Raw genomic sequence first — 23,926 nt, 5'->3', positions numbered from 1 at the left:
CGACAGTAGTGCTACACCCGTAAAGATACTTCATATAGAATCAAACAACAAACAGATTTTCCCCTTAGAAATACTAACCGGACATTACGGCAAAAAATTCACTATCACACAAAAAAGATGGCAACTTAATAGAAGATCTAGTTTCTTTTAGGCTAGAGCTTTATTAAAAGATATCAATTGGACTATTATAGGGGGATAAATCATAGTGAAAAATTTTAGACATTGGCGAAAACTAGTTATTGCAACCATTATTGGTCTGCTAGTTTTTCAAAACGTTTCACCAGTATTAGCAACAATAACAGACAATACAACAGGAACAACAACATTAAAAATTATTAAAGAAGATAAAGACACAAAAGAAAAAATCAATGGCTCTATTTTTGAAGTAAAAGATAAAGCTAGTGGAGAAACGAAAGAACTTTCTATAAAGGAAAATGGCAGCGGGACATTAGCTTCCCTTTCAGCTGGAGACTATCTTGTAAAAGAAAAAACAGCTGCTTCTGGTTATACTTTAGATGAAAAAGAGTATAGCGTAACACTTTCCGATAAAGAAGAAGTCGTAACATCCACATCGACAAAAGAAAAAACAGCGCCAGTAGCTGCGCCAAAAACAACGCAACGAGCTAACTTGAAATCAGTCATTACGGATAATATTTTCAGTGAAGTAACGTTGAAAGATGGTAATGGCGATGAAATCAACACATCTGACCGGATTCAAAATGGTAGTGGTGTTGTGCTTAACATGAATTTTTCGTTTTCTGGAAAAAATTATAAAGCCGGAGATACATTTACAACCGTGTTACCGGATGCTTTCAACTTTGGGAATAAAAATTTAAGCGGGAACTTCTTGCCCTCAACAGAAGCAGAATGGACGCTAGATGTAACAACACGTGAGCTTACTCTTACTTTCTTAAAAGATGGGATTCAAGAAGGCGATTATGATATAAATATTAGTACTGCCTTCAAAGTATTTACATCAACAGAAGAAACGATACAAGAAGTTGTCTTTAAAACGGCTGGCAAAGATACCGTTTATCAAATTGAAGTTGTACCAGTAGTTAACTATCCAACAACTGTAGCAATTACTGCGAATCCAGGGATAGTGAACCCGACTAAAGGACAAGTTGATGCCAAATTCAACTTAACGAAAGAAAAAGATGCTAAAGGTGAGCTGAAACTTACTGATTATACTTCTGGTGGAACGACAACAATTGATAAAGATAGCATCAAAGTGTATTCGAGTGATGTTAGTGCTGGGGGAACCTTCATTGGTACGAAAAAATTACTTGTAGAAGGTACTGACTATACGCTAACTTATTCCGCAACTTCTCTAACTGTTACGCTAAACGGTGGGCTTTCTGGTAAAGGCTATCAAGTAACATATGATCGCACAATCAATAAACCGAGTGATTCACTTTCTTACATGTCTACACAAGCTTACACAGTAGGTGATGCAGGAACATTATCAAGTAACTCGGCTTATATTTACCTGACGATGACTAATTACAAACATATCGTGAAAAAAGCTAGTTACAACGGCTCCACACAAAGTATTGATTGGACAATTAACTTTAACTACGATCAAGACGAAATATCTCCTTCAACAGTCCTTACCGATGTTTTAGCAGATAGCGATGTCGCTTATGTAGCAGATTCACTGAAAATTAAACGAGTAACTTTTAACGCAACTAATGGGTCGCCAATCGTCGGAAATGACGCTTCAAGTGATTGGACAACCTCAGCAATCTCGGCAAACGGGAATTTTAATTTAACGTATAAAAACACAAATACCAACGCATATGAAATCACTTATTCCACGAAAATCACAGACTTTAGTGATCGTAACATTAAAAATGAAATTACAGATGAAAATGGCGTTTCAGCTGACGCAACGATTGCCATTCAACCAGATTTACTGAAAAAAGAAGCTGGAACAATTGACTATTTTAATAACACAATGACTTGGAAAATCACTGCCAACTCTGACCGAATTAAAATGGGAAACCTGAATATCACAGATGAATTTTCTACTGGGGTAAAAAGCCTTAAAAGCTACACAGTTCGCGCTTATACAGATAATACCAATAGCGTATTATTAACAGAAGGCAAGGATTATACGATGAATAAAGATGTGACTCCAGCTGGATTTTATTTACAGCTTATCGGTGACTATGCTTCAACAGACAAAAAAATTGTTGTTGATTTCGTCACAGATATTGACCTTTCTGATGTAACAAAAACAATTGATAATAAAGCGTCGATTTCTTACTATGATGGTGGAATTATTGTATACGTAGACGAGGTAACTGCCTCCATGACACCAGATCCAGCCATGATGACAAACGGTGGTAAGTACGGCTCATACAATTCTACAACTGGGAATATTGATTGGATTGTTTCCGTCAATGCAATGGCGAAAAACTATGACAACTTAATTTTCGATGATGCCATTCCGGCAGGTTTAACTTATGTAGAAGGTTCACTCCAGTATCGTAATGTGGCTTCCACAGGTGAGATGATGAATCTATATATCCCACTTAACTCTGTTGGAACAGTAGCCAAAACAGGTGATAAAAACTATCCAACAAAAGTAGATACAACAGGAAATAACCTCCATTTAGAGTTTGCTAACTTGGATAATTCACGCGTATTTATTAAATACAGTACCAAGCCAAACGAAAACTGGTATTACTATTCCTACGTACAAAACACTGCGAAAGTGAGCGATAATGGAGTAGGCGAAAAATCTTATAGTTACCAAGCATACGCAAGTAAACTTTTTAATGCGATGACAAAAACAGCTACTATTGATCCATCTTTTGATAATAAAGTTAACTGGATTGTTACACTTAGCAACATCTCAGCAGATCGTCCTATTAACAACCCAACAATTACAGATACAATGAAAACAGGAACAACTGGAGCACAAGTATTAAAAAGTAGCTTTAAAGTAATGAATGAAACGACAGGTGAAGATATTGACTCAAAATATTATGATATAACTTATACAGACAATAACTTCACTATCCAATTCAAAGACTATAAAGCAACTGCACCAATCAAAGTAACTTATAGTACAGTCAGCCTGATGTCTGGACTTGTCAGTAACACAGCGACAACAACTTCTTCTGACTACGGTAATTTACCAATGACATATAAATCAAGAACAACTAGCATATCCCCAGCCTTCACTATTGGTAGTGGTAGCGGGATGGCAACAATTGGTTCCCTTGAAATTACTAAGGTTGATAAAAAGGATAATTCGAAAAAACTAACAGGTGCTAAATTCCAACTGTATACGCTTGAAGGGGATAAAGCAGGACAAGAAGCAACAACTGATTCGGACGGAAAAATCGTCATGGACGGGCTTCAATCCGGAAAATATAAACTCGTTGAAACAGCAGCACCAACAGGGTACACGATTAGCGACGAATACAAAGACGGTAAAGAAATCACAGTTACTGCCGATGTAGCTACGAGCGTTACAATTGAGAATACAGAACAAACTGGTAGCGCAGTTCTGCTGAAAGAAGATAGTGTCACAAAAGATGCTATCACTGGAGCAGAATTCGAATTACAAAATGCAGACGGTACAAAAGTTGCTGAAAACTTAGTATCAAATGCAGAAGGTAAAATCGAAGTAACTGACTTAGCACCGGGAGACTATCAATTTGTCGAAACAAAAGCGCCAACTGGCTATGTTCTGGATGCAACACCTGCTAAATTTACGGTTGAATTTAACCAAGCAGATGCAGTTGTTGTAACGAAAGAGAACGTTGCAAAAACAGGAAGTGTTGTTTTAACGAAGCTCGATAGTAAATCAAGAAGCAATTTAGCAGGAGCAGAATTTGAACTGCAAACAAAACTAGGCGCAAGTTTGAAAGATAAAGTAGTAACCGAAGCAAATGGCCAACTACAAATTGACAACTTAGCACCTGGAGACTACCAATTAGTAGAAACAAAAGCACCAACAGGTTACGATTTAGATGCTACACCAGTTGAATTTACAATTGAATTCAACCAAACAGAGGCACTTCAAGTAACTAAAACAAACACAATGTCTACAGGATCCGTTGTATTAACTAAAACGGACGGACAAACAAAAGCAGCCCTTGCAGACGCAACGTTCAAATTAGTAGATGAAGATAATAATATTACAGAAAATCTAACTACAGATGCGTCTGGGAAACTAGAAATAATTGATTTAGCACCAGGTGATTATCAATTAATCGAAACAAAAGCACCAACAGGATACGAACTAGATACTGTTCCTGTAGATGTAACAATCACTCCGGCGCAAAAAGAAACACTACGAGTAACAAAAACTAACTTAAAAACAGTTGTAAGCGGCAAAGTCACAGCAGAATTTGTTGATACAAAAGGTAATGTATTAGCAGAAAAAGAAGTTCACACTGGCATTGTTGGTGATAAGTACGCAGTGAAAGCAAAAGATATCAAGGGTTACACGTTAACAAAACAACCTACGAACAACGCGGGCGTATTCAAAGAGACAGAACAGAAAGTAACTTTCGTATACGAGAAAAACAAAACGCCAATCGTAGTAAACCCTGATAAACCAGTTACACCTGTCAAACCAGTCAAACCAACTAAACCTGTGGACCCAGCTAAGAAACCAAATCTTCCTACAACCGGAGATGAGTCTCCATATGGAATAATTTTCACTGGATTATTCGCTAGCATCTTGGGACTATTCTTGTTAAAAAAATCAAAAAAAGTAAATGATTAAAAAGAGACGCTATCCTTCCCAAAAGGATAGCTCTTTTTTTATGGTTTTTACCCTCCAAAAAGCTACATTTATTCTACGTATAACAATTTGTTCACTGAAAAGACATAAAAAAACCAGAAAACACTTTTTTTGTGTTTTAAAATATCTTTTTTCTCTTTTTATATTTGATACAATTCAAAAAGCTACAGGTCTTATTCAACAGACAATACTTGCAAAAGAGGAGGGCATCGAAGCAGTGAAAAATTCTATACAATGGAAAAAATGGCTTATTTCGATGGTTATCGGATTACTTGTTTTTCAAAATGTTTCACCAGTATTAGCAGCAATGACGGACGGCAAAGAAGAAAAGGTGTCACTTAAAATCGTCAAAGAAGATAAAGATACAAAAGAAAAAATAAATGGTTCTGTTTTTGAAATAAAGAATGTACAAACAGGAGAAGTCAATGAGATTTCTATTAAAGATAATGGAACAATAGTAGCTGAGTCACTTACTAAAGGTGAATATCTAGTAAAAGAAACAGCAGCACCACAAGGTTATTTAAAAGATGAAACCGTATACAATGTCACGTTGAAAGATAAAGAAGAATTATTGACTTCTGTTTCATCCAAAAACCCATCAGTGAAAAAAGCCAATTTAAAGGCTAATGTCCCTGATAATATTTTTACGAAAGTAGAACTTCAAGATGCAAAAGGAAATAAAATCAGCCCAAATGAAAGAGTGAAAAATGACAGCGGCGTTGTATTAAATATGAATTTTTCATTCTCCGAGAAGAATTATAAAGCGGGAGATACATTTAAAACAATTTTACCAGATGCATTTAATTTTGGTTCTACGGATTTAAATGGTAACTTTTTACCTTCCACAGAAGCAGAATGGTCTTTTGACGCAAGTTCAAGAGAATTAACGATTAAAATTTTAAAAGATGGTGTGCAAGAAGGTAATTATGATGTGGGTATAACGACTGCGTTTAAGTCATTTACTGAGACAGACAAAACCAAACAAAAAGCTATTTTCAATACTTCGGGTGGGGATACTGTGTATGAATACGAGATTATTCCATCCGTAGATTATCCCACAATAGTAGATATAACTTTAAGTCCGGGTAGTATTAACCCAGAAAAAGCATTTGTTACGGCTAAACTCAATTTAACAAAAGAAACAAATGCAGTAGGAGAACTACGATTAACAGATTTTACTTATAATAATAGTTCATCGAAAATCGATAAGAGCACTTTAAAGGTTTACACAAGTGATGTTAGCGCCAAAGGAACTTTTCTGGGTAGTAAGCAATTGCTAGAAGAGGGTACAGATTATACCGTAGAAGCTACAGACACTGAACTAAATATCAAACTAACTAATGGCTTAGATGGTAAAGGATATGAAGTAACATACACGCGTTTAATTGATAAAAGTACAACTGGACTAGTATCATTTGTTTCTAGAGCTCAAACAGTTGGAGATTCAGATGTATTATCGGTACGTCAAGCAACGGCTGATGCAAAAATGGTTAATTACAAACATTTAGAGAAAAAAGCAATTTATAATTCTAAAACGCAAACAATTGATTGGGCGATTAATGTAAACTATGACCGGGTAGAATTAACACCAAACACAGTTTTAAAAGCTGTTGTAGTAGATAATGGTGTGAGTTACGTGGCAAACTCACTTCAAATAAGAGAAGTGACTTTCTCACCAACTACTGGAACTGCGATTGTTGGTGATGAAGATGTATCAAGTAATTGGAATACCTTAGCGGTGTCAGCAAATGGTAATTTTGAAACACAGTATAAAAACACGGACAAAAAAGCGTACCAAATTACGTACTCTACCAAAGTAACTGATTTCAGCGTTCGTGATATTGTGGGTGAAGTGACAGATGAACTTGGGTTAAGAGCCGCAGACAAACTATCTTTTGAGCCTAATATCGTTCAAAAAGAAAGTGGAACGGTAGATTATTTTAATAATTTAATGTCATGGAAAATTACAGCGAACACAGACAGAATTGAAATGAGTAATATGACAATTATAGATGAATTTTCTACAGGTGTAAAAAGTTTGGATAATTACGATGTTTATGCTTATTCAAATGAGACAGACTTTGTGGAATTGGTGAAAAATGTAGATTATACATTTACGGAAACAGCGGCACCATCAGGCTTTAAAATTAAACTTATCGGCAATTATGCGACAACTAATAAAGAAATCGTAGTAAAACTTGTAACGAATATTGATCCAGCAAATGATGCGCAAACGCTGGAGAATAAAGCTTATATTTCTTATTATGATGGTTATATAACCCATTACTCCGATACAAAAAAAGCTTCCTTAGAAATAGATAGTAAGATTTCGGATAATGGGGCGAAATTTGGTGAGTGGGATAGTGAAACAGGAACTACTAACTGGATTGTCTCTTTGAATGCTAGGGCAACAAACTTTGATAACCTCATTTTTGATGATGAGATGCCAGAAGGGACTTCATACGTGGAAGGCTCTTTAGAATTTCGACAAGTTAGTAGCCCAAATGAATTAATTAACTTAAGAGAACCACTTGCCTCTACTGGGAAACTAGTAAAAGAAGGCGATACAAATTACCCAACAAAGATAGAAACGACTGACAAGAAAATTCATTTAGAATTTGGGAATTTGGGGAAATCGCAAGTTTTTGTTAAATATAAAACGACCACAGATAATAAGTGGTATTTTTATAAAACAATAACGAACGTCGCGAAAGTTTCTGATAACGGTGAAAATCAAAAAGAGTATTCCACAGAAGCTTCTATTTTCGAAATCCACTCACCAATTTCAAAAACAGGAAATATTGATATGCTCTACAATAATAAAATAAATTGGAAAATCCAACTTACTGATATTACTGAAGAGCGAGTAGTTACGAATCCAGTTGTTACGGACACATTAAATAGTGGGGTGACTGGAGCGCAAATTGTTAAAAATAGTTTTAAAGTAATTAATACAAAGACTGGGGAACTAATTGACCCTAACTATTACGATATTACTTTTAACGGTAATACTTTCACGGTCCAATTTAAAAATTATACAGCTACAGCGCCAATTAGCATAACGTATGACACGATTAGTTTATTATCGGGTCCAGTTACGAATACTGTTAGAGTAGATGCTAATGATTATGGGGATCTTTCGGACCCAAGTAAAATTGCAACAAATACGGTTACACCAAATTTTACAATGGGTAGCGGCAGTGGAATAGCTACTATTGGTTCCCTTGAAATTACTAAAATAGATAAAGCGGATCCAGCTAAAAAACTCGAAGGAGCCAAATTTCAGCTTTACACTTTAGATGGGGCGAAATCTGGGCAAGAAGCCACTACTAATTCAGAAGGCAAAATTACTTTTGATAATATTCAATCTGGAAAATATAAATTAGTAGAAACAGGAGCGCCAACTGGTTATTTAATTAGTGAAGAATTAAAAGAAGGCATGGAAGTCACTGTAAATGCAGATGGCTTACCTAGCAGATATACAATTGAAAATACAGCTAAATCAGGTAGCGTCATTTTAACGAAAGAAGATAGTTTAACAAAAGCGCCATTAGCAGGAGCAGAGTTCGAGTTACAAAAAGCAGATGGTACTAAAATAAAGGATGGCTTAACTACTAATGCAGCTGGCAAATTAACCGCCACAGACCTCGCGCCAGGAGACTACCGATTAGTAGAAACAAAAGCACCAACAGATTATGAACTAGACAGAACGCCTGTGGAATTCAGCATTGTATCTAACCAACAAACTCATGCAGAAGTAACGAAAACGAACAAGAAAAAAATAGGGACAGTGAAAGTAGTATTTGTTGATACAGAAGGAAATCCTTTAGCGGAAGCAAAAATCTTCACAGATGATGTGGGTGAAACCTATACGACGAATGCTCTGAACATTGCTGGATACACATTGAAAATGGAACCAGCAAATAAAACAGGTGTATACAAAGAAGACGCGCAAGAAGTAATTTTCGTATACGAGGAAAACCAACAAGAACCTGTAAGCCCAATAACACCAAGCGAACCAGCAATACCAATCGAACCGACAACACCAGGAGAACCAGCAACACCAGGAGAACCGACAGTACCAAGCAAACCAGAAGCACAATTAGTACTAAGTGAAAAACCATCGAAACCAGCAGAAAAGAAACAATCGGGCACTATTCCATCAACAGGAGATACACCCCCGTATGATATGATTTTCTCTGGATTCCTGATGAGCGTACTTGGGCTACTTTTATTCAGGAAAAAGTAAGTAAATAAAAAAGTGGTTATTCTATAAAGGATAGCCACTTTTTTTGATTAAATCCAAATATCTTCTTCTTTTTTTTCACATAGCATTTGAATGCCACGTACAATATTAAAAATAAATAGACCAACTACTGCGATAAGCGTAAAGATGAATAAGCTACCAGTAATGAAAAAGCTAAGGCTACTCAAAGCGCCGCCGCTTGTCAGTGCTGTAACGAACACACTGGAGAAACATAAAACCCCAGCGATAGTCGGAATAATGTGAGTTAGTAGAGCCGCTTTAGCATGATGAGTGACTTCTTCTGATTTAGCGAAAATCCAAATCAAAACGGGAACAATAATTGGTGCAAACAAAATGCTAAAATAACTTAAAGCATTTAAAATTCGATGATCATTCATAATCAACACACCTTTCTAAGATGTTTTTATTATAGCAAGGTATAGCCGTTCTCACCCTCGATTCAAGTGACAAAGCAAGAAAACAATATAACAAATATGTAAGGATTAGCTTTTTGCGTGAATAATATGAAGGAGTTGCTCAGACATATACTGCGGAGAGTGGGCAAAATCTTCCTCGGCCCAAAAAACGATAATCCCAAAAATCGCATGCGCTTGATAAGTAGCGAGCAACAATGGCTCAGCACCTGAACTATCTGGAAAACTAGCAACATCAGTTAAGACAAGTTCCCGAATAACATCGCACACTTGATTTTGAAAACTTGGGCGAATAGTTGATTTGATGACTTGCCTGTAAAACGCTTGATGGCTAAACACATGATCGAATATCTTGATCATCGATGGGGTGAGCGCCTGTATAGAAAAATGAGTGCTGTGCAAATAAGGGTCTTGATAAGCACTTTTTAAATCTGTTAAAATTTCTTCAATAATGCTATCTAGCAATTCCTCTTTGTCGCGGTAGTGTTTATAAAAAGTCCCACGGTTAACGTCTGCTTCTGTCACGATATCCGTGATAGTAATTTGTTGAAAGGGCTTTTGGTCAAGAAGGGTGAAGAGGGCTTGATTTAAGGCTTGTTTTGTTTTTTTAACCCGTCTATCCATGATTTAGAACCTCCCATTGAAGAAATTTTCCTATTACTATACATATAACGTAAATGTGTTGCTTAATCAACAAAACAGGCTTTCTTTACATATTGAAAGCGTTTTACTCGGGGATTATAATGAAAGAAGGAAGAGCGTATTTTTCTTTCTAGCGTAACAAAAGTGAAGGAGGAAATAACAATGGGGAAATTAACTGGAAAAGTAGCGGTAGTAACTGGTGCGGCTTCTGGAATGGGGCAACAAATTGCGATTCTTTTTGCTAAAGAAGGCGCGAAAGTAGTAGTGGCAGATTTGAACTTAGAGGCGGCTCAAAAAACGGTTGAATTAGTTGAAAAAGAACAAGGAACAGGACTTGCGGTTGTGGCTAATGTTACGAAGCAAGCGGATATTGAAAACTTGATTAATCAAGCAGTTGAAACATTTGGAACATTAGATATTTTAGTAAACAATGCTGGAATCATGGATAATTTTGTCCCAGCAGGCGAATTAACAGATGAACTTTGGGATAAAGTGTTTGCGATAAATACAACTGGTGTGATGCGCGCAACTCGAAAAGCATTGCATATTTTTGAAGAAAAAGGTCAAGGTGTCATTGTTAACATTGCTTCTGCAGGTGGTTTATTTGGCTCAAGAGCAGGTGCAGCTTATACAGCGTCGAAACATGCGGTCGTTGGCTTTACGAAAAATGTTGGTTTCCAATATGCAAATAAAAATATTCGTTGTAACGCCATTGCACCGGGAGCTGTAAATACAAACATTGGTACTACGATTTATGCGCCTGATGAGTTTGGGCAAGAACGTGCTATGATCGGAATGGGCATTAATCCTCGTGCTGGGGACGCTTCTGAAATCGCTAAAGTCGCGCTATTTTTAGCTTCAGATGACTCGAGTTTCGTTAACGGAACAGTTATTACGGCTGATGCAGGATGGACAGCTTATTAATAAAAATCCAGTCCGCAAAAGGAAATCATTTTCTTTTGCGGACTTTTTTTGAGAAAATAGAAGAATAGAGCGTTGGAACAGCGTCTGTTTTTAAGAGGTTGTTTCTTTGTGCGAACAGAAAAGATATTATGCATAGTTGTGAACATAATGGGGTATTAAATAACAAAGTGAAAGGCGGGGATGCTTTTTGGTCCAACAGTTGGTAAGTAATGCAGCGATATTACTCGCAGGTTTCTATATTATTTCCTTAGTGTATAAAGAACCAATAACAAAAGAATTATCAACTAGTAGAAAAATGGTCATCGGAATATGGGCCGGTTTACTTGGCTTTGCGCTGATGGTTTTTGGGATTCCAATTTCGAATAATGTGATTGTTGATTTGCGTCATATTCCAATTATAATGGTAGGTTTTTATGGTGGTCCGATTCCCGCGATTGTATCGGCTATCATCATTACAGCTTCACGCTTCTTAATTTCAGTGAATTCTGCGGCTGTTATGGCAGGCGTTGTTATGATGTTGATTGGCATAATAACAGCCCTTTTTAGCAAACGCTTAGAAAAATTCAAAATTTGGGGCGTTTTTATTTTGAACGTTGTAGCATGTGGTTTTGTTGTGATTAATTTGCATTTGATTTTAGCTAGAGAGGCTAACTACTGGCTTAATATGTCGATATTTGTAGTAATTGCGCTTGCCATTGGTGTTATCTCGGCAGGATTGATGAGTAACATGATTAAATCAAAGCAACTTTTTCAAAAATATGAGCAGGATTCTACGCTAGACTATTTGACGAGATTATCGAATGTAAGACAATTTGATGAAAAAATCAATCATGTGATGGATGCTGGAAGTCGGCAAGTCACGCTGATGTTAATTGATATTGATTATTTTAAAAATATTAACGATACATATGGTCATGACGCGGGTGATGCGATTTTAAAACAATTAGCAGTAATCTTAAAGGCAAGTACAACAGATGGCTCAGAAGCATTTAGAAACGGTGGGGAAGAGTTTTCCATTATCTTGTTAGATTGCTCGATAGAAGAAGGAAATGATGTTGCGGAACGGGTTAGGAAGGAAACGGAAGAACATGATTTTATTATTCCGACAGGCCAAATAGTGAAAATAACGATTTCTGTGGGCGTGAGCTGGAGTAAAGATGGTGCAAACACAAGTGAAGGACTATTTAAATCTGCAGATGAAGCATTATATAAAGCGAAATTAGCGGGGAGAAATAGGGTTTGTATCGCGGATGGAAACTAGTTGATAAAAAAACCAGCAAACCTCAATGATTTGCTGGTTCTATTCTATTTACGGCGGTACATTTTTGTTAAATCGATCATTAAGTAAATAAGTAGTACGGCCGTGATAACAACAGCGATAAGGCTAGCTATATCGTTATGGAACATTATACTAACGCCGTTAATTGCTAATGCGATTAAAATAATAATGAAATATTTACCCATGAATTATAAAGCACCATCTTGAATGATTTCTGTTTTATAACCGTCTGGATCTGTTAAGAAATAATAGAATGGATCTTCGCCTGGAAGTCCTTTTAAATCTGTAACTGTGTAGCCAGCGTCTTGGTGTTCTTTTAGTAAAGCGCGCACATCAGGAACGCCAACCGCTAAATGACCATAACCATTTCCTAAATCATAGGCTTCTTTTTGGTCATAGTTATAAGTTAATTCTAATTCAAAACCGCCTTCTTCAAATGCCATATAAACAAGTGTGAACTCAAAATCAGGGAAGTCTTTACGGCGAACTTCCTTAAGTCCTAACGCTTTTTCATAAAATGCAATCGATTCTGTTAGGTTTTTTACGCGGATACATGTATGTAACATTTTTGCAGTCATTTTTATTCCTCCTTTTAAACTTCTGTCTTTATTGTAGTATATCTCGGAAGTGAATACAAACAAGGAATATTGATGGAAGTAAGGCGGGTTTTTCGGTATAATGATGAATGTGAAGAAAGGCGGAAGTAGAATGACAAAAATCAAACGAATTATGACAGGAATAATCCAAGAAAATTGTTATATTATTTATCAAGATAATCTGGCATTAATTGTAGATCCAGGTGCAGAAGCTAATAAAATCGAAGCAGAACTTACGAAATTGGCGGTTAAACCAGTAGCTGTTTTGCTAACGCATTGTCACTATGATCACATTGGTGCTTTAGAAGAAATTCGGGCGATTTATGATATTCCCGTATATGTTAGCCCGCTAGAGCAAGAATGGCTTTCAAATCCAGAATTAAACCTATCAGCACATATCACAGGTCAAGCAATCGTGGCACAACCTGCGGAACATGAGTTCACGTTAGGTGACCATAATATAGAAGGTTTTCAATTTAAAGTCGTACCAACACCGGGCCACTCAATCGGTAGCGTAAGTTTTATTTTTGACGAGTTTGTTGTCGTTGGAGATGCCTTATTTAAAGGAAGTATCGGCCGTACAGATTTATTTACAGGCGATTTTGATACGTTAATCAATAGCATTAAAACACAGCTATTTGTTCTTCCAGATGAATTGCCAGCCTATTCAGGACACGGCGATGCAACGACAATTGGTCACGAAAAGAAAACTAACCCATATTTCAACTAAAAAGAACTTGCAGAAGCATCCATTCTGCAGTTTTTTTGTAATTAAACGGAAAGGATGTTGTAAAATGCATTCAGATGAGGAAATTTTCAAAGAAACAACTACCAAATCACTACTTCAATTACTAAAAAAAGATTATAACTTTCATGATTATTGCTATCAAGAAATTATTCCTAGAGGCAAAGAAATCCAAATGAACCATGCGAAAGGCTTCAAAATTTATTTGGTAGAAAGTGGCTACTTTTCTTATTGTCTTCAAAATGAATATGGCGACTCCGGAATTATTAGCTTTGTTGGTAGCGAAATTGCGATTAATTTAATTCCGCTGATTAAAGAAGAACCGGAAGAATCTGTATTGCGTAGTTTGACGGAGGTTCATTGCTGGGTGCTTGATCCCGAATTTGTAGAACGTGTTTTAGATGAATCAGGTCAAAAAGCGAACTACCTTTTATCGAATTTGCTTTATACGAGAAAGGTTTATTTCAAAGCGAGCAAACGTAATTTTATGAAGAAAGAACGCCGTATTAGAGCGTGTTTAAAAGAGATTGGTTTATACATGGGTAGGGTGACAAAGGATAAAGAATATATTTTACCAGATGAGATTACTAATTCTATTTTGGCTCAATATGCGAATACTACGCGCGAATATACGAATATTATCGTGCTGAAACTACGAAAAGAAGGAATTTTGGATGATAGTTACAAGCCGTGGGTCATCAAAAAAATCGACATGCTTTAATTGATAAAACTTAATATATATTGATTTTAAGGCTATAAAAGGTGGAAAAGTTAAAATAATATCTAAATTATGGTGATTAAAAATGTCACAAAAAGTACTTATTTAGCTATTTTTCGCCTAAAAAAAGTTTGTTTTAGTACAAAAATAGTAATAAAAATTTCTTTTTCGTTATTTTAATGTTATTTTATTTGAATATTTCCTTCTCTGAGGTGTTTTCATTGTGTGATATTATACTTTAGAGGAGGAATTTGCAATGAACACATTAGAGAAACGACAGCATGAAATTTTGACCAATCCACTTCATTTTTGTAAGAAGTCTGGAGATTTTGCTAAACATAGTATGAGTATTAAACTTTCTAAAAATGAACTATTTGACGTCGACTTTGTAACAGGTATCTATTTTGTTGAAAAAGGTATCGTTATGAAAGGAACACAAATTGATGATTATATTGGCTACGATCAATTACTAAAACATGGGGATGTATGTAATTTTTCCTCTTTTATGTCTTCTGATTTAAAACGCAACATTGGGGCTAAATTATTATCACCAAGTTCTAGCGTTATTACAGCAGTAGATCGAGATTTTTTCATTTTTATGGTGGAAAAGCATATTAGCATCGAAGAATTTATGCTGTATCAATCGAAAAAAGAAATTATGGTACTTCAACGCCGCTGCTTACTTAATACGCTGAAAGTGAAAGATCGCGTGAAACATGTTATTGCTGCGATTGGCTATGAATATGGTATTTCCAATGGCGACAACATTCAAATTCCACAAGAATTATCTACTACATTTTTATCTAAATTCATGGGCATTACGAGAGAATATCTTAGTTTAACGCTTAGTGAACTGAAAAAAGAAGGATACTTATTAAATACAAAAATTCCTGTTGTAATAAATGTAGAAAAACTTTTCAATGAAATTCCTTACGAATCATTAATTTTATAAAACAAAGAGGATAGTCTAACGGCTGTCTTCTTTTTTATGCTAAAATGAAAGAAAAAAAGGAGTTCCACTATGAGTGAATACTTGGAAATTCCAGAATTAAATAAAGCTTTTCCGTTTCGTTCGTTCGTCAATGAAGGCGAGGTACTCGTTTATCCGCATTGGCATAAAGAAATTGAAATTATTTATGCGCTAAAAGGGAGTCTAAATCTTGGCGTGAACGATATGCCAATTCAATTAAACGAAGGCGAAATTCAAGTGATAAATGGCGGCGATGTCCATTACTTTTTAGCATCCCCAAATAGTGAACGTATTGTTATTCAATTTGATTTAAGTTTATTTCAAGAAGAAATGCAAATGGACGGTCAAAATCGAACTTTACGGGAAATGCTGACAGAGATGGCGCATTTAAGCAGGGAATGGCCGGAAGAAACCGTGGCAAAAATGCAAGCGTTAATCATGAATATTCATTCCGAATCAAGCGCGGATAATCCTGGAAAGCATTATATTTTAAAGGCCGATTTGCTGGCGGTTATTGGTTTAATCTACCGGGAAATCCCGCAAATCAAAACGCAACCGGATAGTGTTATTTCGGAAGAAGCAGTCCTCAAATCCCAAGAAACCCTACATAAATTAGATCAAATTTTTTCGTATGTTGAAAAACATTATCAAGAGCCAGTGAGCCTACAAGAAGTGGCGGATTATACTGGATTTAGCACTTACTATTTCACGAAATTTTTCAAACGAAATACTGGTATGACTTTCGTGACTTTTTTAAATGATTATCGGCTAAATAAAGCAAAATGGATGTTGTTAAATGAAGCATTTCCGGTAACCGAAGTGGCTGAGCTGGCCGGATTTAGCAGCGTGAAAACCTTCCATCATGCGTTTAAACGAGCAATGGGTGTGGCACCGCTAAAATATAGAAAGACAATATACGGGAATAATTAAGCAATAAAATAGGAAGAATTACCTTCAGTAGTTTTGTATGATGTAACTATCAAAACTATTGGAGGTTTTTTATTATGACATTAAAAGTTGGAATTATTGGTTGTGGAGGCATTGCAAACGGGAAGCATATGCCAAGTTTATTAAAAGCTGAAAAAGCAGAAATGGTTGCTTTTTGCGATATTGTTCTAGAAAAAGCTGAAGCGGCAGCAAAAGAATTTGGTGGCGAAAATGCAAGCGTATACACAAACTATGTAGAATTACTCCAAGATAAATCCATCGATGTCATCCATGTTTGTACACCAAATATTTCTCATGCAGAAATTTCTATCGCGGCGCTGGAAGCTGGAAAACACGTTATGTGCGAAAAACCAATGGCTAAAACGACCGAAGAAGCGAAAAGCATGATTGAAGCAGCAAAACGTACAGGTAAAAAACTAACAATTGGTTACCAAAATAGATTCCGCAAAGACTCTGACTATTTACACCAAGTTTGCGAAAATGGTGAACTAGGTGATATTTATTACGCAAAAGCAAAAGCGATTCGTCGTCGTGCAGTACCAACTTGGGGCGTGTTTTTAGATGAAGAAGCACAAGGTGGAGGTCCGCTAATTGATATTGGGACACACGCTCTGGACTTAACGCTTTGGATGATGGACAATTACAAACCAAAATATGTAGTAGGAAACAGCTATCATAAACTTGCGAAGAAAGAAAATGCAGCCAATGCTTGGGGCTCATGGGATCCGGCTAAATTTACTGTGGAAGATTCCGCATTTGGTTTTATTACGATGGAAAACGGTGCGACGATTGTTTTAGAAGCAAGTTGGGCGCTTAATACGCTAGATGTCGGTGAAGCGCGAACTTCTCTTTCTGGAACAGAAGGCGGCGCAGATATGGAAGATGGTTTACGGATTAACGGCGAGGCACACAGCCAAATGTTTGAAAAGAAAATTCAGTTAGAAGCAGGCGGCGTTGATTTTTACGATGGCACGGGTGATGATCCGGCATTAATCGAAGCAGAACAATGGTTAGACGCTATTTTGAATGATACAGATCCAGTTGTAAAACCAGAACAAGCGCTTGTTGTAACGCAAATTTTAGAGGCTATCTATGAGTCGTCTAAAACAGGTCAACCAGTTTATTTTAATTAAGGAGGAACTGTCTGTATGAATGCAAAAATAGCTTTGCAATTATGGAGTGTACAGGAAGCTTTGGAAGAGGATTTCTTTGAAACGCTGGAAAAAGTGGCTGAAATGGGTTATGACGGTGTAGAATTCGCTGGTTATTATGGGAAATCTGCTACTGAAATTAAAGCGAAATTAGCGGAACTTGGGCTAGAAGTAGCAGGTTCGCATGTTAGTAAAGAGCAACTAGAAGCCGATTTGGAAGCGGTAATTGCTTTTGAGCGCGAATTGGGTAATAATTATATCATTTGCCCTTATGCAGATTTTGAAACGAAACAAGAATGGCTTGAATTTAGCGCGGAACTTCGCGAGATTACGAAAGCCGTGCAACAAGCTGGAATGCAATTTGGCTATCATAATCATGCCCATGAGTTAGAAAAATTGAATGGTGAGATTATTTTAGATGCTTTGCTTGAAAATGTACCGGAGATGGTTGCCGAATTAGATACGTATTGGATAGAGCATGCCGGCATTGGTGTTATCCCTTTTATCGAAAAATATCGTAATCGGGTGCCGCTTGTCCATATTAAAGATAAATCGAAAACGAACAAAGAAAGCACGATTATCGGCGAGGGGATTCTCGATATTCCAGGTTACGCAAAAACGGCGCTCGACTGTGGGGCAAAATGGTTAGTTATCGAGCAAGAAGCATTTGAAGAAGCCCCACTAACTAGTGTTGCCAAAGGTTATACGTATGTAGCAAATTTATTGGAGGGGAAATAATATGACACGCGTGACGGTATGGAATGAATTTTTACATGAAAAAGAAGATGATGCGGTGCTGGCGATTTATCCAGACGGTATTCATGGGCAAATTGCTAGTTTCCTAGAAAAAGCAGGACTTGATGCGAAAACTGCAACTTTAGAAGAACCGGAGCATGGGCTGACGGAAGAAGTTTTAGCGAATACAGATGTTTTGATTTGGTGGGGACACATGGGACATGACCGCGTGGACGATAAAATTGTCGACCGTGTTCAAAAGCGCGTTTTAGAAGGCATGGGGCTTGTCGTACTTCATTCAGGTCATATGTCAAAAATCTTTATGCGTTTAATGGGAACAAGTTGTGATTTGAAATGGCGTGAAGCAAACGAAAGAGAGCGACTTTGGGTAGTTGACCCGACGCACCCAATCGCCAAAGGAATCGGCGAATTTATTGAGCTCGATGAAGAAGAAATGTACGGCGAGCATTTTGATATCCCAACACCAGATGAATTAATTTTCTTAGGTTGGTTCGAAGGCGGCGAAGTGTTCCGCAGCGGGATTACGTATAAAAGAGGAAACGGCCGGATTTTCTACTTCCAACCAGGTCACGAATCCTATCCAACTTACCACCATCCGGACATCCAGCAAGTCATTATTAACGGAGTAAACTGGTGCGCAGAAAGTCGGAAAAATTATCCGGCATACGGAAATCATCAACCACTTGAAAAAATAGGGAGGAAATAAAGATGAAATTAGGCGTATTTACACCATTATTTGCTAATTTACCATTAGAAGAAATGTTAGATAAAGTCAAAGCTGCAGGACTTGACGCAGTAGAAATTGGGACGGGCGGAAATCCGGGAAATCATCACTGTCCAACAGATGAACTTTTGGAAAGCGCAGCAGCACGTGAAGCTTATTTGGAAAAATTTACGAGTCGCGGATTAACTATTAGCGCATTTAGTTGTCATGATAATCCGATTTCTCCAAATAAAGCAGAAGCGGCGGCATCCGATGAAATTTTGCGAAAATCAATTAAACTAGCTTCCTTAATGAACGTTCCGGTTGTTAACACATTTTCCGGGACTGCTGGTGATAGCGACGATGCCAAGGCGCCGAACTGGCCGGTTATTCCGTGGCCGACCGTTTATAGCGATATTAAAACGTGGCAATGGGAAACAAAGCTTATTCCTTACTGGAAAGAAATCGGCGAACTTGCAGCAGCTTCCGACGTTAAAATTGGTATCGAATTACACGGCGGTTTCTTATGCCACACACCTTATACCATTTTAAAATTGCGCGAAGAAACAAATGACTCTATCGGTGTTAATTTAGACCCAAGTCATTTATGGTGGCAAGGAATTGACCCGGTTGGTGCGATTAAAATCTTAGGAAAAGCTGGAGCGATTCATCATTTCCACGCGAAAGATACTTATTTGGATCAAGATAATATTAATATGTACGGTTTAACTGATATGCAACCATATGGCGACGTTCAAACAAGAAGCTGGACATTCCGTTCGGTTGGCTGTGGTCATAGTTTGACAGAATGGTCGGATATTATGAGCGCGCTTAGAACATATGGTTACGATTACGTAGTCAGCATTGAACATGAAGACCCATTAATGTCGATTGATGAAGGTTTCGACCGTGCTGTTACGAACTTACAATCCATTTTAATTAAAGATAAACCACTGGATATGTGGTGGGCTTAACGATAAGAAAGGGTGTCTTAGGATGAAAAAATATCAATTAGTCATTGTTGGTTACGGCGGAATGGGAAGTTATCATGTCACACTTGCATCGGCTGCTACCAATTTAGAAGTGCATGGTGTATTCGACATTCTAGAAGAAAAACGTGCAGCGGCCGCTCAAAAAGGCTTGAAAATCTACGAAAGTTTTGAAGCAGTTTTAGCTGACGAACAAGTAGATGCTGTCCTTATCGCAACGCCAAATGATAGCCATAAAGAACTAGCGATTACAGCGCTCGAAGCAGGGAAACATGTCGTTTGCGAAAAACCAGTTACGATGACAAGCGAAGATTTATTAGCGATTATGGACGTGGCGAAAAAAGTAAATAAACATTTTATGGTCCATCAAAATAGACGTTGGGATGAAGATTTTCTCGTTATTAAAGAAATGTTCGAACAAAAAACAATTGGCGATATGTTCCACCTAGAATCGCGCGTTCACGGAGCAAATGGTATTCCAGGAGATTGGCGCCATTTGAAAGCGCACGGTGGTGGAATGGTGCTCGATTGGGGTGTCCATTTGCTTGATCAATTGTTATTCTTAGTCGACAGCAACGTGAAGTCCGTATCGGCTAATTTAAGTTACGCGCTCGGGGATGAGGTCGATGATGGATTTGTAACGTTCATTACCTTTGAAAATGGCATCACAGCCCAAATCGAAGTAGGCACAACCAATTTTATCAAATTACCTCGTTGGTATGTCAAAGGAACTGAAGGAACCGGCATTATCCATGACTGGGATTTGAGCGGCGAAATCGTCAAACCGACCGCACTTGCTAAAACGTCAGAACCGACACCTATTAAAGCTGGCCAAGGACTAACCAAAACAATGGCGCCACCAAGCGAAGAGGCAACTAATACCTTACCACTTCCAGCACCAGCTAAATTAGCTACTTCTTTCTATAATAATTTCGTGGATGTTTTAAATAACGATAGTGAACCCATCGTTCAAAACGAACAAGTTTACCAAGTTTTAAAATTGATTGAAGCCATATTTGAAGCGGCTGAGACAAATCGAACCATCCATTCTATTTAAAAAAGATGTTTTAGCTTCCTATAATGTGGAAAACACAAATATGGAGACGCGATTCTTCATTAGAAAAATATTCTAATTAGGAGGCAAAACAAATGAGCGAAGATAAAGGTATGAAAGACAAAGCAAAAGGACTGAAAGACAAAGTAGTAGGTGACGCAAAAGACAAGTTCGGTAAAGCGACAGATGATAAAGGCAAACAAGTAGAAGGCAAAGCACAAAAAGCAAAAGGCGAAGTAGAAGATAAAGCCGGAGACGCTAAAAAGAAATTATCCGAATAAGTTAAAAAGGTAGGCTTGCATTTCGTAAGCCTATTTTTTTGTCTAATAATAGCAAAAGGTTTTGATTATTGTAATGGAGGTATAGAAGGAAAGTATGCGAAAATAAACGTGCAGGAGGAAACCAATAATGACAAAAAAAGTCTTACCAAAAGAAGCATCAACGTTTACAAAGAAAGTGAATAACCAAGTGAAAGAAGCGTTACCTTTTGAGAATACGAAAGATTTTGATGATGCAAGGAAAGGCTTTATTGGGACATGGGATCATGTAAAAGTGGATACAGAAGACGGTCACGCTGTTTGGGACCTAGAGGATTACAAGTTTATCGAAGGGGAAGCACCTGATTCTGTTAATCCAAGTTTATGGCGTATCGCTCAGCTTAATATGACGAATGGCTTATTCAAAGTAACAGACCGAGTTTATCAAGTACGCGGTTTTGATATGTCGAATACGACTATTATGGAAGGCGACACTGGCCTAGTCATTACAGATACATTGATGTCAGTTGAAACAGCTCGTGCAGCACTTGAATTATATTTTGAGCATCGTCCGAAAAAACCAATTAAGGCGATTATTTATACGCATTCCCATGCAGATCATTACGGTGGTGTTGCTGGACTTATTAGTAAAGAAGATGTGGCCTCTGGAAAAGTGGCGCTCATTGGACCAGAAGGATTTATGGAAGCGGCGGTTAGTGAAAATATTTTCGCCGGAAACGCAATGATTCGCCGTGCGGAGTATATGTACGGTAGTCGTTTATCACGCGGAGAATTAGGTCAAGTAGATGCTGGTCTTGGGAAAACGGCTTCTAAAGGGCATATGTCTTTATTAGCTCCAAATGATACAATTACGTTTGACCATGAAAAACGTGTTGTTGACGGGATTGAAGTAGAATTTTTAATGGCACCAAATACAGAAGCTCCGTCTGAACATATGATGTATTTCCCGCAATTTAAACTTCTTAATATCGCGGAAGATGCCGTGCATAACTTGCATAATATTTTAACGCTACGTGGCGCACAAATTCGTGATGCTTACGAGTGGTGGAAAGATATTGATAAAGCGATTCGCGCATTTGGCGACAAATATGAAGTGTGTATCGGCCAACATCACTGGCCAACATGGGGAAATGAAGAAATCAATGATATGCTGATCCACCAACGTGATGCGTATAAATACATGCATGACCAAACGCTTCATTTTATTAATAAAGGATTAACGGCGATTGAAGTAGCAGAAGCTGTGAAATTCCCTCCTGCACTGGAAGAAAAATGGTATTTGCGTGGTTATTACGGTACGCTTAACCATGATGTTAAAGCAATTTATCAATTTTATCTTGGGTGGTATGACGGTAATCCGGCCGATCTTTATCCACTACCTCCAGAAGATGTCGCGAAAAAATATGTGGAATTCATGGGCGGCGTTGATGAAGTAGTGAAAAAAGCGCGCGTATCTTATGAAGCGGGTGAGTATCGCTGGGTGGCAGAAGTAGTCAAACACGCGGTCTTCGCAGACGGAGAAAATGGTGAAGCGAGAGCACTACTTGCTGACGCGCTGGAACAACTTGGCTATCAATCTGAGTCTGGACCATGGCGTAATGTTTTCTTAGCTGGCGCGGATGAACTAAGAAATTCTGTACCAGAGGAAGTTATTTCTGGTGTTACACTTGATATCGTTGAGGGTATGCCATTTAACTTGATTTTAGATTATATGGGTATTCGTTTAAATGGTGAACGTTCGATTGATAAACGGATTTCAATGAATTGGAAGCTGACAGATGTGGATGAAAATTATCACTTGCTTGTAAACAATTCGGTATTGATTTATCGTGATAGTGAGGCAGACGACAAAGCGGACTTAACGTTAACAACAACTCGCGATACCTTTAATCATATTTTCGGTGGGGTGAAAAGTTTTGAAGAAGCCTTCGCTGACAAATCCGTAAAACTAGAAGGCGATGCGAAGAAATTTGCTGAGTTTGCTTCGTTGCTAGATGAGTTTAACCCAGTCTTCAACATTGTTACACCTTAATAAAAAATAAAACGCTTTGTTTAGCCTTTTGATAAGGCTATAACAAAGCGTTTTTTATTGTTCTGCTAAATATTTCATTGTATCTGGAACGTTTTTGATTTTTTTATAATTAACGACCATTTTATTTTCACCGATGAGTACTTTAAATTGGTCGTTTTTTGTTAACTCTTTTTCTGAGTAAAAAGTAAGTTGTTTTTGTTTTCCTTTATCATCATATACTTTTGCATTATATTTGAAACCTTTGAATTGATTTTTTTGAACAGGTTTTCCAGTAGCTTCTACTTTAAGGTAGTAGGATTTTACTGCGGCATCGGTTGGCATCGCATATTCCCAAATCGCACAAACAGTTAGAAGAATGGCAGCTAATAACATTAAACCTCTTTTTTTAGTGAACATTTCTCCTTCATCCTCTCGTCATTTGTTTTATTACATTAAGTTTACAACGAAAAGACAAGTTTTTCCCTTTTGTTAACTAACAAAATCAATCGTTAATCTTACAATTTTGTCAGAAAGGTGACGAAATGAAATCATAAAAGATTGTGAAGTTAGAAAAAGCACATTTTTTAACTACTAAATATAGAATCTATGAAAAAAATAGCCACTACAAGTAGTAGCATTTTAGTACTGAAAATATGCTCGAAAACACACAATTGTCGGAAAAAATTTTTTTATTTGCCGGGAACCTTGTTGTAATCA

General features: G+C 37.3%; 20 protein-coding genes. 15 read left to right on the top strand and 5 right to left on the bottom strand.

Annotation, left to right across the window (positions count from 1 at the left end):
* Nucleotides 1-205: 205 nt before the first annotated feature.
* Nucleotides 206-4,747: a SpaA isopeptide-forming pilin-related protein gene (locus HCX62_RS09130; RefSeq protein ID WP_185638626.1), complete on the top strand. Its 4,542-nt coding sequence runs from the start codon at nt 206-208 to the stop codon at nt 4,745-4,747.
* A gap of 235 nt (nt 4,748-4,982) precedes the next feature.
* A complete protein-coding gene (locus HCX62_RS09125; protein ID WP_185638624.1) occupies nt 4,983-9,014 on the top strand; it encodes an LPXTG cell wall anchor domain-containing protein in 4,032 nt (1,343 codons plus the stop codon).
* 47 nt (nt 9,015-9,061) lie between these two features.
* Here HCX62_RS09125 and HCX62_RS09120 read toward each other — a convergent pair whose 3' ends face one another.
* Nucleotides 9,062-9,409 (bottom strand): magnetosome magnetite crystal formation protein family, encoded by a 348-nt coding sequence (locus HCX62_RS09120; RefSeq protein ID WP_185638622.1) that lies wholly within the window; start codon nt 9,407-9,409, stop codon nt 9,062-9,064.
* A gap of 105 nt (nt 9,410-9,514) precedes the next feature.
* Nucleotides 9,515-10,069 carry a TetR/AcrR family transcriptional regulator gene (locus HCX62_RS09115; RefSeq protein ID WP_185638620.1) on the bottom strand — a complete coding sequence of 185 codons (555 nt, stop codon included), beginning with the start codon at nt 10,067-10,069 and terminating at the stop codon, nt 9,515-9,517.
* A gap of 180 nt (nt 10,070-10,249) precedes the next feature.
* Between HCX62_RS09115 and HCX62_RS09110 the strand changes: the two genes are divergently transcribed.
* Together HCX62_RS09110 and HCX62_RS09105 are read left to right on the top strand one after the other, a co-directional pair.
* A complete protein-coding gene (locus HCX62_RS09110) occupies nt 10,250-11,011 on the top strand; it encodes an SDR family oxidoreductase (protein ID WP_185638618.1) in 762 nt (253 codons plus the stop codon).
* Nucleotides 11,012-11,198: 187 nt separating this feature from the next.
* Nucleotides 11,199-12,272 (top strand): GGDEF domain-containing protein, encoded by a 1,074-nt coding sequence (locus HCX62_RS09105; protein WP_185638616.1) that lies wholly within the window; start codon nt 11,199-11,201, stop codon nt 12,270-12,272.
* Between the two features lie 44 nt (nt 12,273-12,316).
* Here the strand turns inward: HCX62_RS09105 and HCX62_RS09100 are convergent, their stop codons facing one another.
* Nucleotides 12,317-12,475: a hypothetical protein gene (locus HCX62_RS09100; protein WP_185638614.1), complete on the bottom strand. Its 159-nt coding sequence runs from the start codon at nt 12,473-12,475 to the stop codon at nt 12,317-12,319.
* Between the two features lie 3 nt (nt 12,476-12,478).
* Nucleotides 12,479-12,868, bottom strand: a complete 390-nt coding sequence (gloA, locus tag HCX62_RS09095; protein WP_185638612.1) for a lactoylglutathione lyase — start codon at nt 12,866-12,868, stop codon at nt 12,479-12,481.
* 130 nt (nt 12,869-12,998) lie between these two features.
* On the opposite strand from gloA, the gene HCX62_RS09090 reads away from it, so the two are divergent.
* The 11 genes from HCX62_RS09090 to HCX62_RS09040 all read left to right on the top strand — a co-directional run bounded on the left by HCX62_RS09090 (nt 12,999) and on the right by HCX62_RS09040 (nt 23,230).
* Nucleotides 12,999-13,616: an MBL fold metallo-hydrolase gene (locus HCX62_RS09090; protein ID WP_185638610.1), complete on the top strand. Its 618-nt coding sequence runs from the start codon at nt 12,999-13,001 to the stop codon at nt 13,614-13,616.
* 64 nt (nt 13,617-13,680) lie between these two features.
* Nucleotides 13,681-14,352, top strand: a complete 672-nt coding sequence (locus tag HCX62_RS09085; protein WP_185638608.1) for a cyclic nucleotide-binding domain-containing protein — start codon at nt 13,681-13,683, stop codon at nt 14,350-14,352.
* 253 nt (nt 14,353-14,605) lie between these two features.
* Nucleotides 14,606-15,301: a Crp/Fnr family transcriptional regulator gene (locus tag HCX62_RS09080; protein ID WP_003729570.1), complete on the top strand. Its 696-nt coding sequence runs from the start codon at nt 14,606-14,608 to the stop codon at nt 15,299-15,301.
* Between the two features lie 69 nt (nt 15,302-15,370).
* On the top strand, nt 15,371-16,249 hold the full coding sequence (gene gadR / locus HCX62_RS09075; protein WP_185638606.1) for an acid resistance transcriptional regulator GadR: 879 nt from the start codon (nt 15,371-15,373) through the stop codon (nt 16,247-16,249).
* Between the two features lie 74 nt (nt 16,250-16,323).
* Nucleotides 16,324-17,400, top strand: a complete 1,077-nt coding sequence (locus HCX62_RS09070; protein WP_185638604.1) for a Gfo/Idh/MocA family protein — start codon at nt 16,324-16,326, stop codon at nt 17,398-17,400.
* Between the two features lie 15 nt (nt 17,401-17,415).
* Nucleotides 17,416-18,156 carry a sugar phosphate isomerase/epimerase family protein gene (locus HCX62_RS09065; protein WP_185638602.1) on the top strand — a complete coding sequence of 247 codons (741 nt, stop codon included), beginning with the start codon at nt 17,416-17,418 and terminating at the stop codon, nt 18,154-18,156.
* Nucleotide 18,157: 1 nt separating this feature from the next.
* On the top strand, nt 18,158-18,880 hold the full coding sequence (locus HCX62_RS09060; protein ID WP_185638600.1) for a ThuA domain-containing protein: 723 nt from the start codon (nt 18,158-18,160) through the stop codon (nt 18,878-18,880).
* A gap of 2 nt (nt 18,881-18,882) precedes the next feature.
* On the top strand, nt 18,883-19,851 hold the full coding sequence (locus tag HCX62_RS09055) for a sugar phosphate isomerase/epimerase family protein (protein WP_185615170.1): 969 nt from the start codon (nt 18,883-18,885) through the stop codon (nt 19,849-19,851).
* Between the two features lie 22 nt (nt 19,852-19,873).
* On the top strand, nt 19,874-20,923 hold the full coding sequence (locus HCX62_RS09050) for a Gfo/Idh/MocA family protein (RefSeq protein ID WP_185638598.1): 1,050 nt from the start codon (nt 19,874-19,876) through the stop codon (nt 20,921-20,923).
* A 92-nt stretch (nt 20,924-21,015) separates the two neighbouring features.
* Nucleotides 21,016-21,201: a CsbD family protein gene (locus tag HCX62_RS09045; protein ID WP_008948472.1), complete on the top strand. Its 186-nt coding sequence runs from the start codon at nt 21,016-21,018 to the stop codon at nt 21,199-21,201.
* Between the two features lie 127 nt (nt 21,202-21,328).
* Nucleotides 21,329-23,230 carry an alkyl/aryl-sulfatase gene (locus HCX62_RS09040; protein ID WP_185638596.1) on the top strand — a complete coding sequence of 634 codons (1,902 nt, stop codon included), beginning with the start codon at nt 21,329-21,331 and terminating at the stop codon, nt 23,228-23,230.
* A gap of 54 nt (nt 23,231-23,284) precedes the next feature.
* On the opposite strand, the gene HCX62_RS09035 is transcribed toward HCX62_RS09040, so the two are convergent.
* Nucleotides 23,285-23,626, bottom strand: coding sequence for a YxeA family protein (locus HCX62_RS09035; RefSeq protein ID WP_185638594.1), 342 nt, complete (start codon nt 23,624-23,626; stop codon nt 23,285-23,287).
* Nucleotides 23,627-23,926: the final 300 nt, after the last annotated feature.

Origin of the sequence: Listeria swaminathanii (assembly GCF_014229645.1) — a bacterium.
Classification (GTDB): domain Bacteria; phylum Bacillota; class Bacilli; order Lactobacillales; family Listeriaceae; genus Listeria; species Listeria swaminathanii.
Note: the sequence above shows the minus strand (reverse complement) of the source record. Positions and strands in the feature narration are given on the sequence as shown.

What these genes read in the sequence shown, in the direction of transcription:
- HCX62_RS09040 (WP_185638596.1), top strand. Translation starts at nt 21,329, where the DNA reads ATGACAAAAAAAGTCTTACCAAAAGAAGCATCAACGTTTACAAAGAAA.
- HCX62_RS09035 (WP_185638594.1), bottom strand. Translation starts at nt 23,626, where the DNA reads ATGTTCACTAAAAAAAGAGGTTTAATGTTATTAGCTGCCATTCTTCTA.
- HCX62_RS09050 (WP_185638598.1), top strand. Translation starts at nt 19,874, where the DNA reads ATGAAAAAATATCAATTAGTCATTGTTGGTTACGGCGGAATGGGAAGT.
- HCX62_RS09055 (WP_185615170.1), top strand. Translation starts at nt 18,883, where the DNA reads ATGAAATTAGGCGTATTTACACCATTATTTGCTAATTTACCATTAGAA.
- HCX62_RS09115 (WP_185638620.1), bottom strand. Translation starts at nt 10,069, where the DNA reads ATGGATAGACGGGTTAAAAAAACAAAACAAGCCTTAAATCAAGCCCTC.
- HCX62_RS09080 (WP_003729570.1), top strand. Translation starts at nt 14,606, where the DNA reads ATGAACACATTAGAGAAACGACAGCATGAAATTTTGACCAATCCACTT.
- HCX62_RS09110 (WP_185638618.1), top strand. Translation starts at nt 10,250, where the DNA reads ATGGGGAAATTAACTGGAAAAGTAGCGGTAGTAACTGGTGCGGCTTCT.
- HCX62_RS09090 (WP_185638610.1), top strand. Translation starts at nt 12,999, where the DNA reads ATGACAAAAATCAAACGAATTATGACAGGAATAATCCAAGAAAATTGT.
- HCX62_RS09120 (WP_185638622.1), bottom strand. Translation starts at nt 9,409, where the DNA reads ATGAATGATCATCGAATTTTAAATGCTTTAAGTTATTTTAGCATTTTG.
- gloA (WP_185638612.1), bottom strand. Translation starts at nt 12,868, where the DNA reads ATGACTGCAAAAATGTTACATACATGTATCCGCGTAAAAAACCTAACA.
- HCX62_RS09065 (WP_185638602.1), top strand. Translation starts at nt 17,416, where the DNA reads ATGAATGCAAAAATAGCTTTGCAATTATGGAGTGTACAGGAAGCTTTG.
- HCX62_RS09045 (WP_008948472.1), top strand. Translation starts at nt 21,016, where the DNA reads ATGAGCGAAGATAAAGGTATGAAAGACAAAGCAAAAGGACTGAAAGAC.
- gadR (WP_185638606.1), top strand. Translation starts at nt 15,371, where the DNA reads ATGAGTGAATACTTGGAAATTCCAGAATTAAATAAAGCTTTTCCGTTT.
- HCX62_RS09070 (WP_185638604.1), top strand. Translation starts at nt 16,324, where the DNA reads ATGACATTAAAAGTTGGAATTATTGGTTGTGGAGGCATTGCAAACGGG.
- HCX62_RS09060 (WP_185638600.1), top strand. Translation starts at nt 18,158, where the DNA reads ATGACACGCGTGACGGTATGGAATGAATTTTTACATGAAAAAGAAGAT.
- HCX62_RS09100 (WP_185638614.1), bottom strand. Translation starts at nt 12,475, where the DNA reads ATGGGTAAATATTTCATTATTATTTTAATCGCATTAGCAATTAACGGC.
- HCX62_RS09085 (WP_185638608.1), top strand. Translation starts at nt 13,681, where the DNA reads ATGCATTCAGATGAGGAAATTTTCAAAGAAACAACTACCAAATCACTA.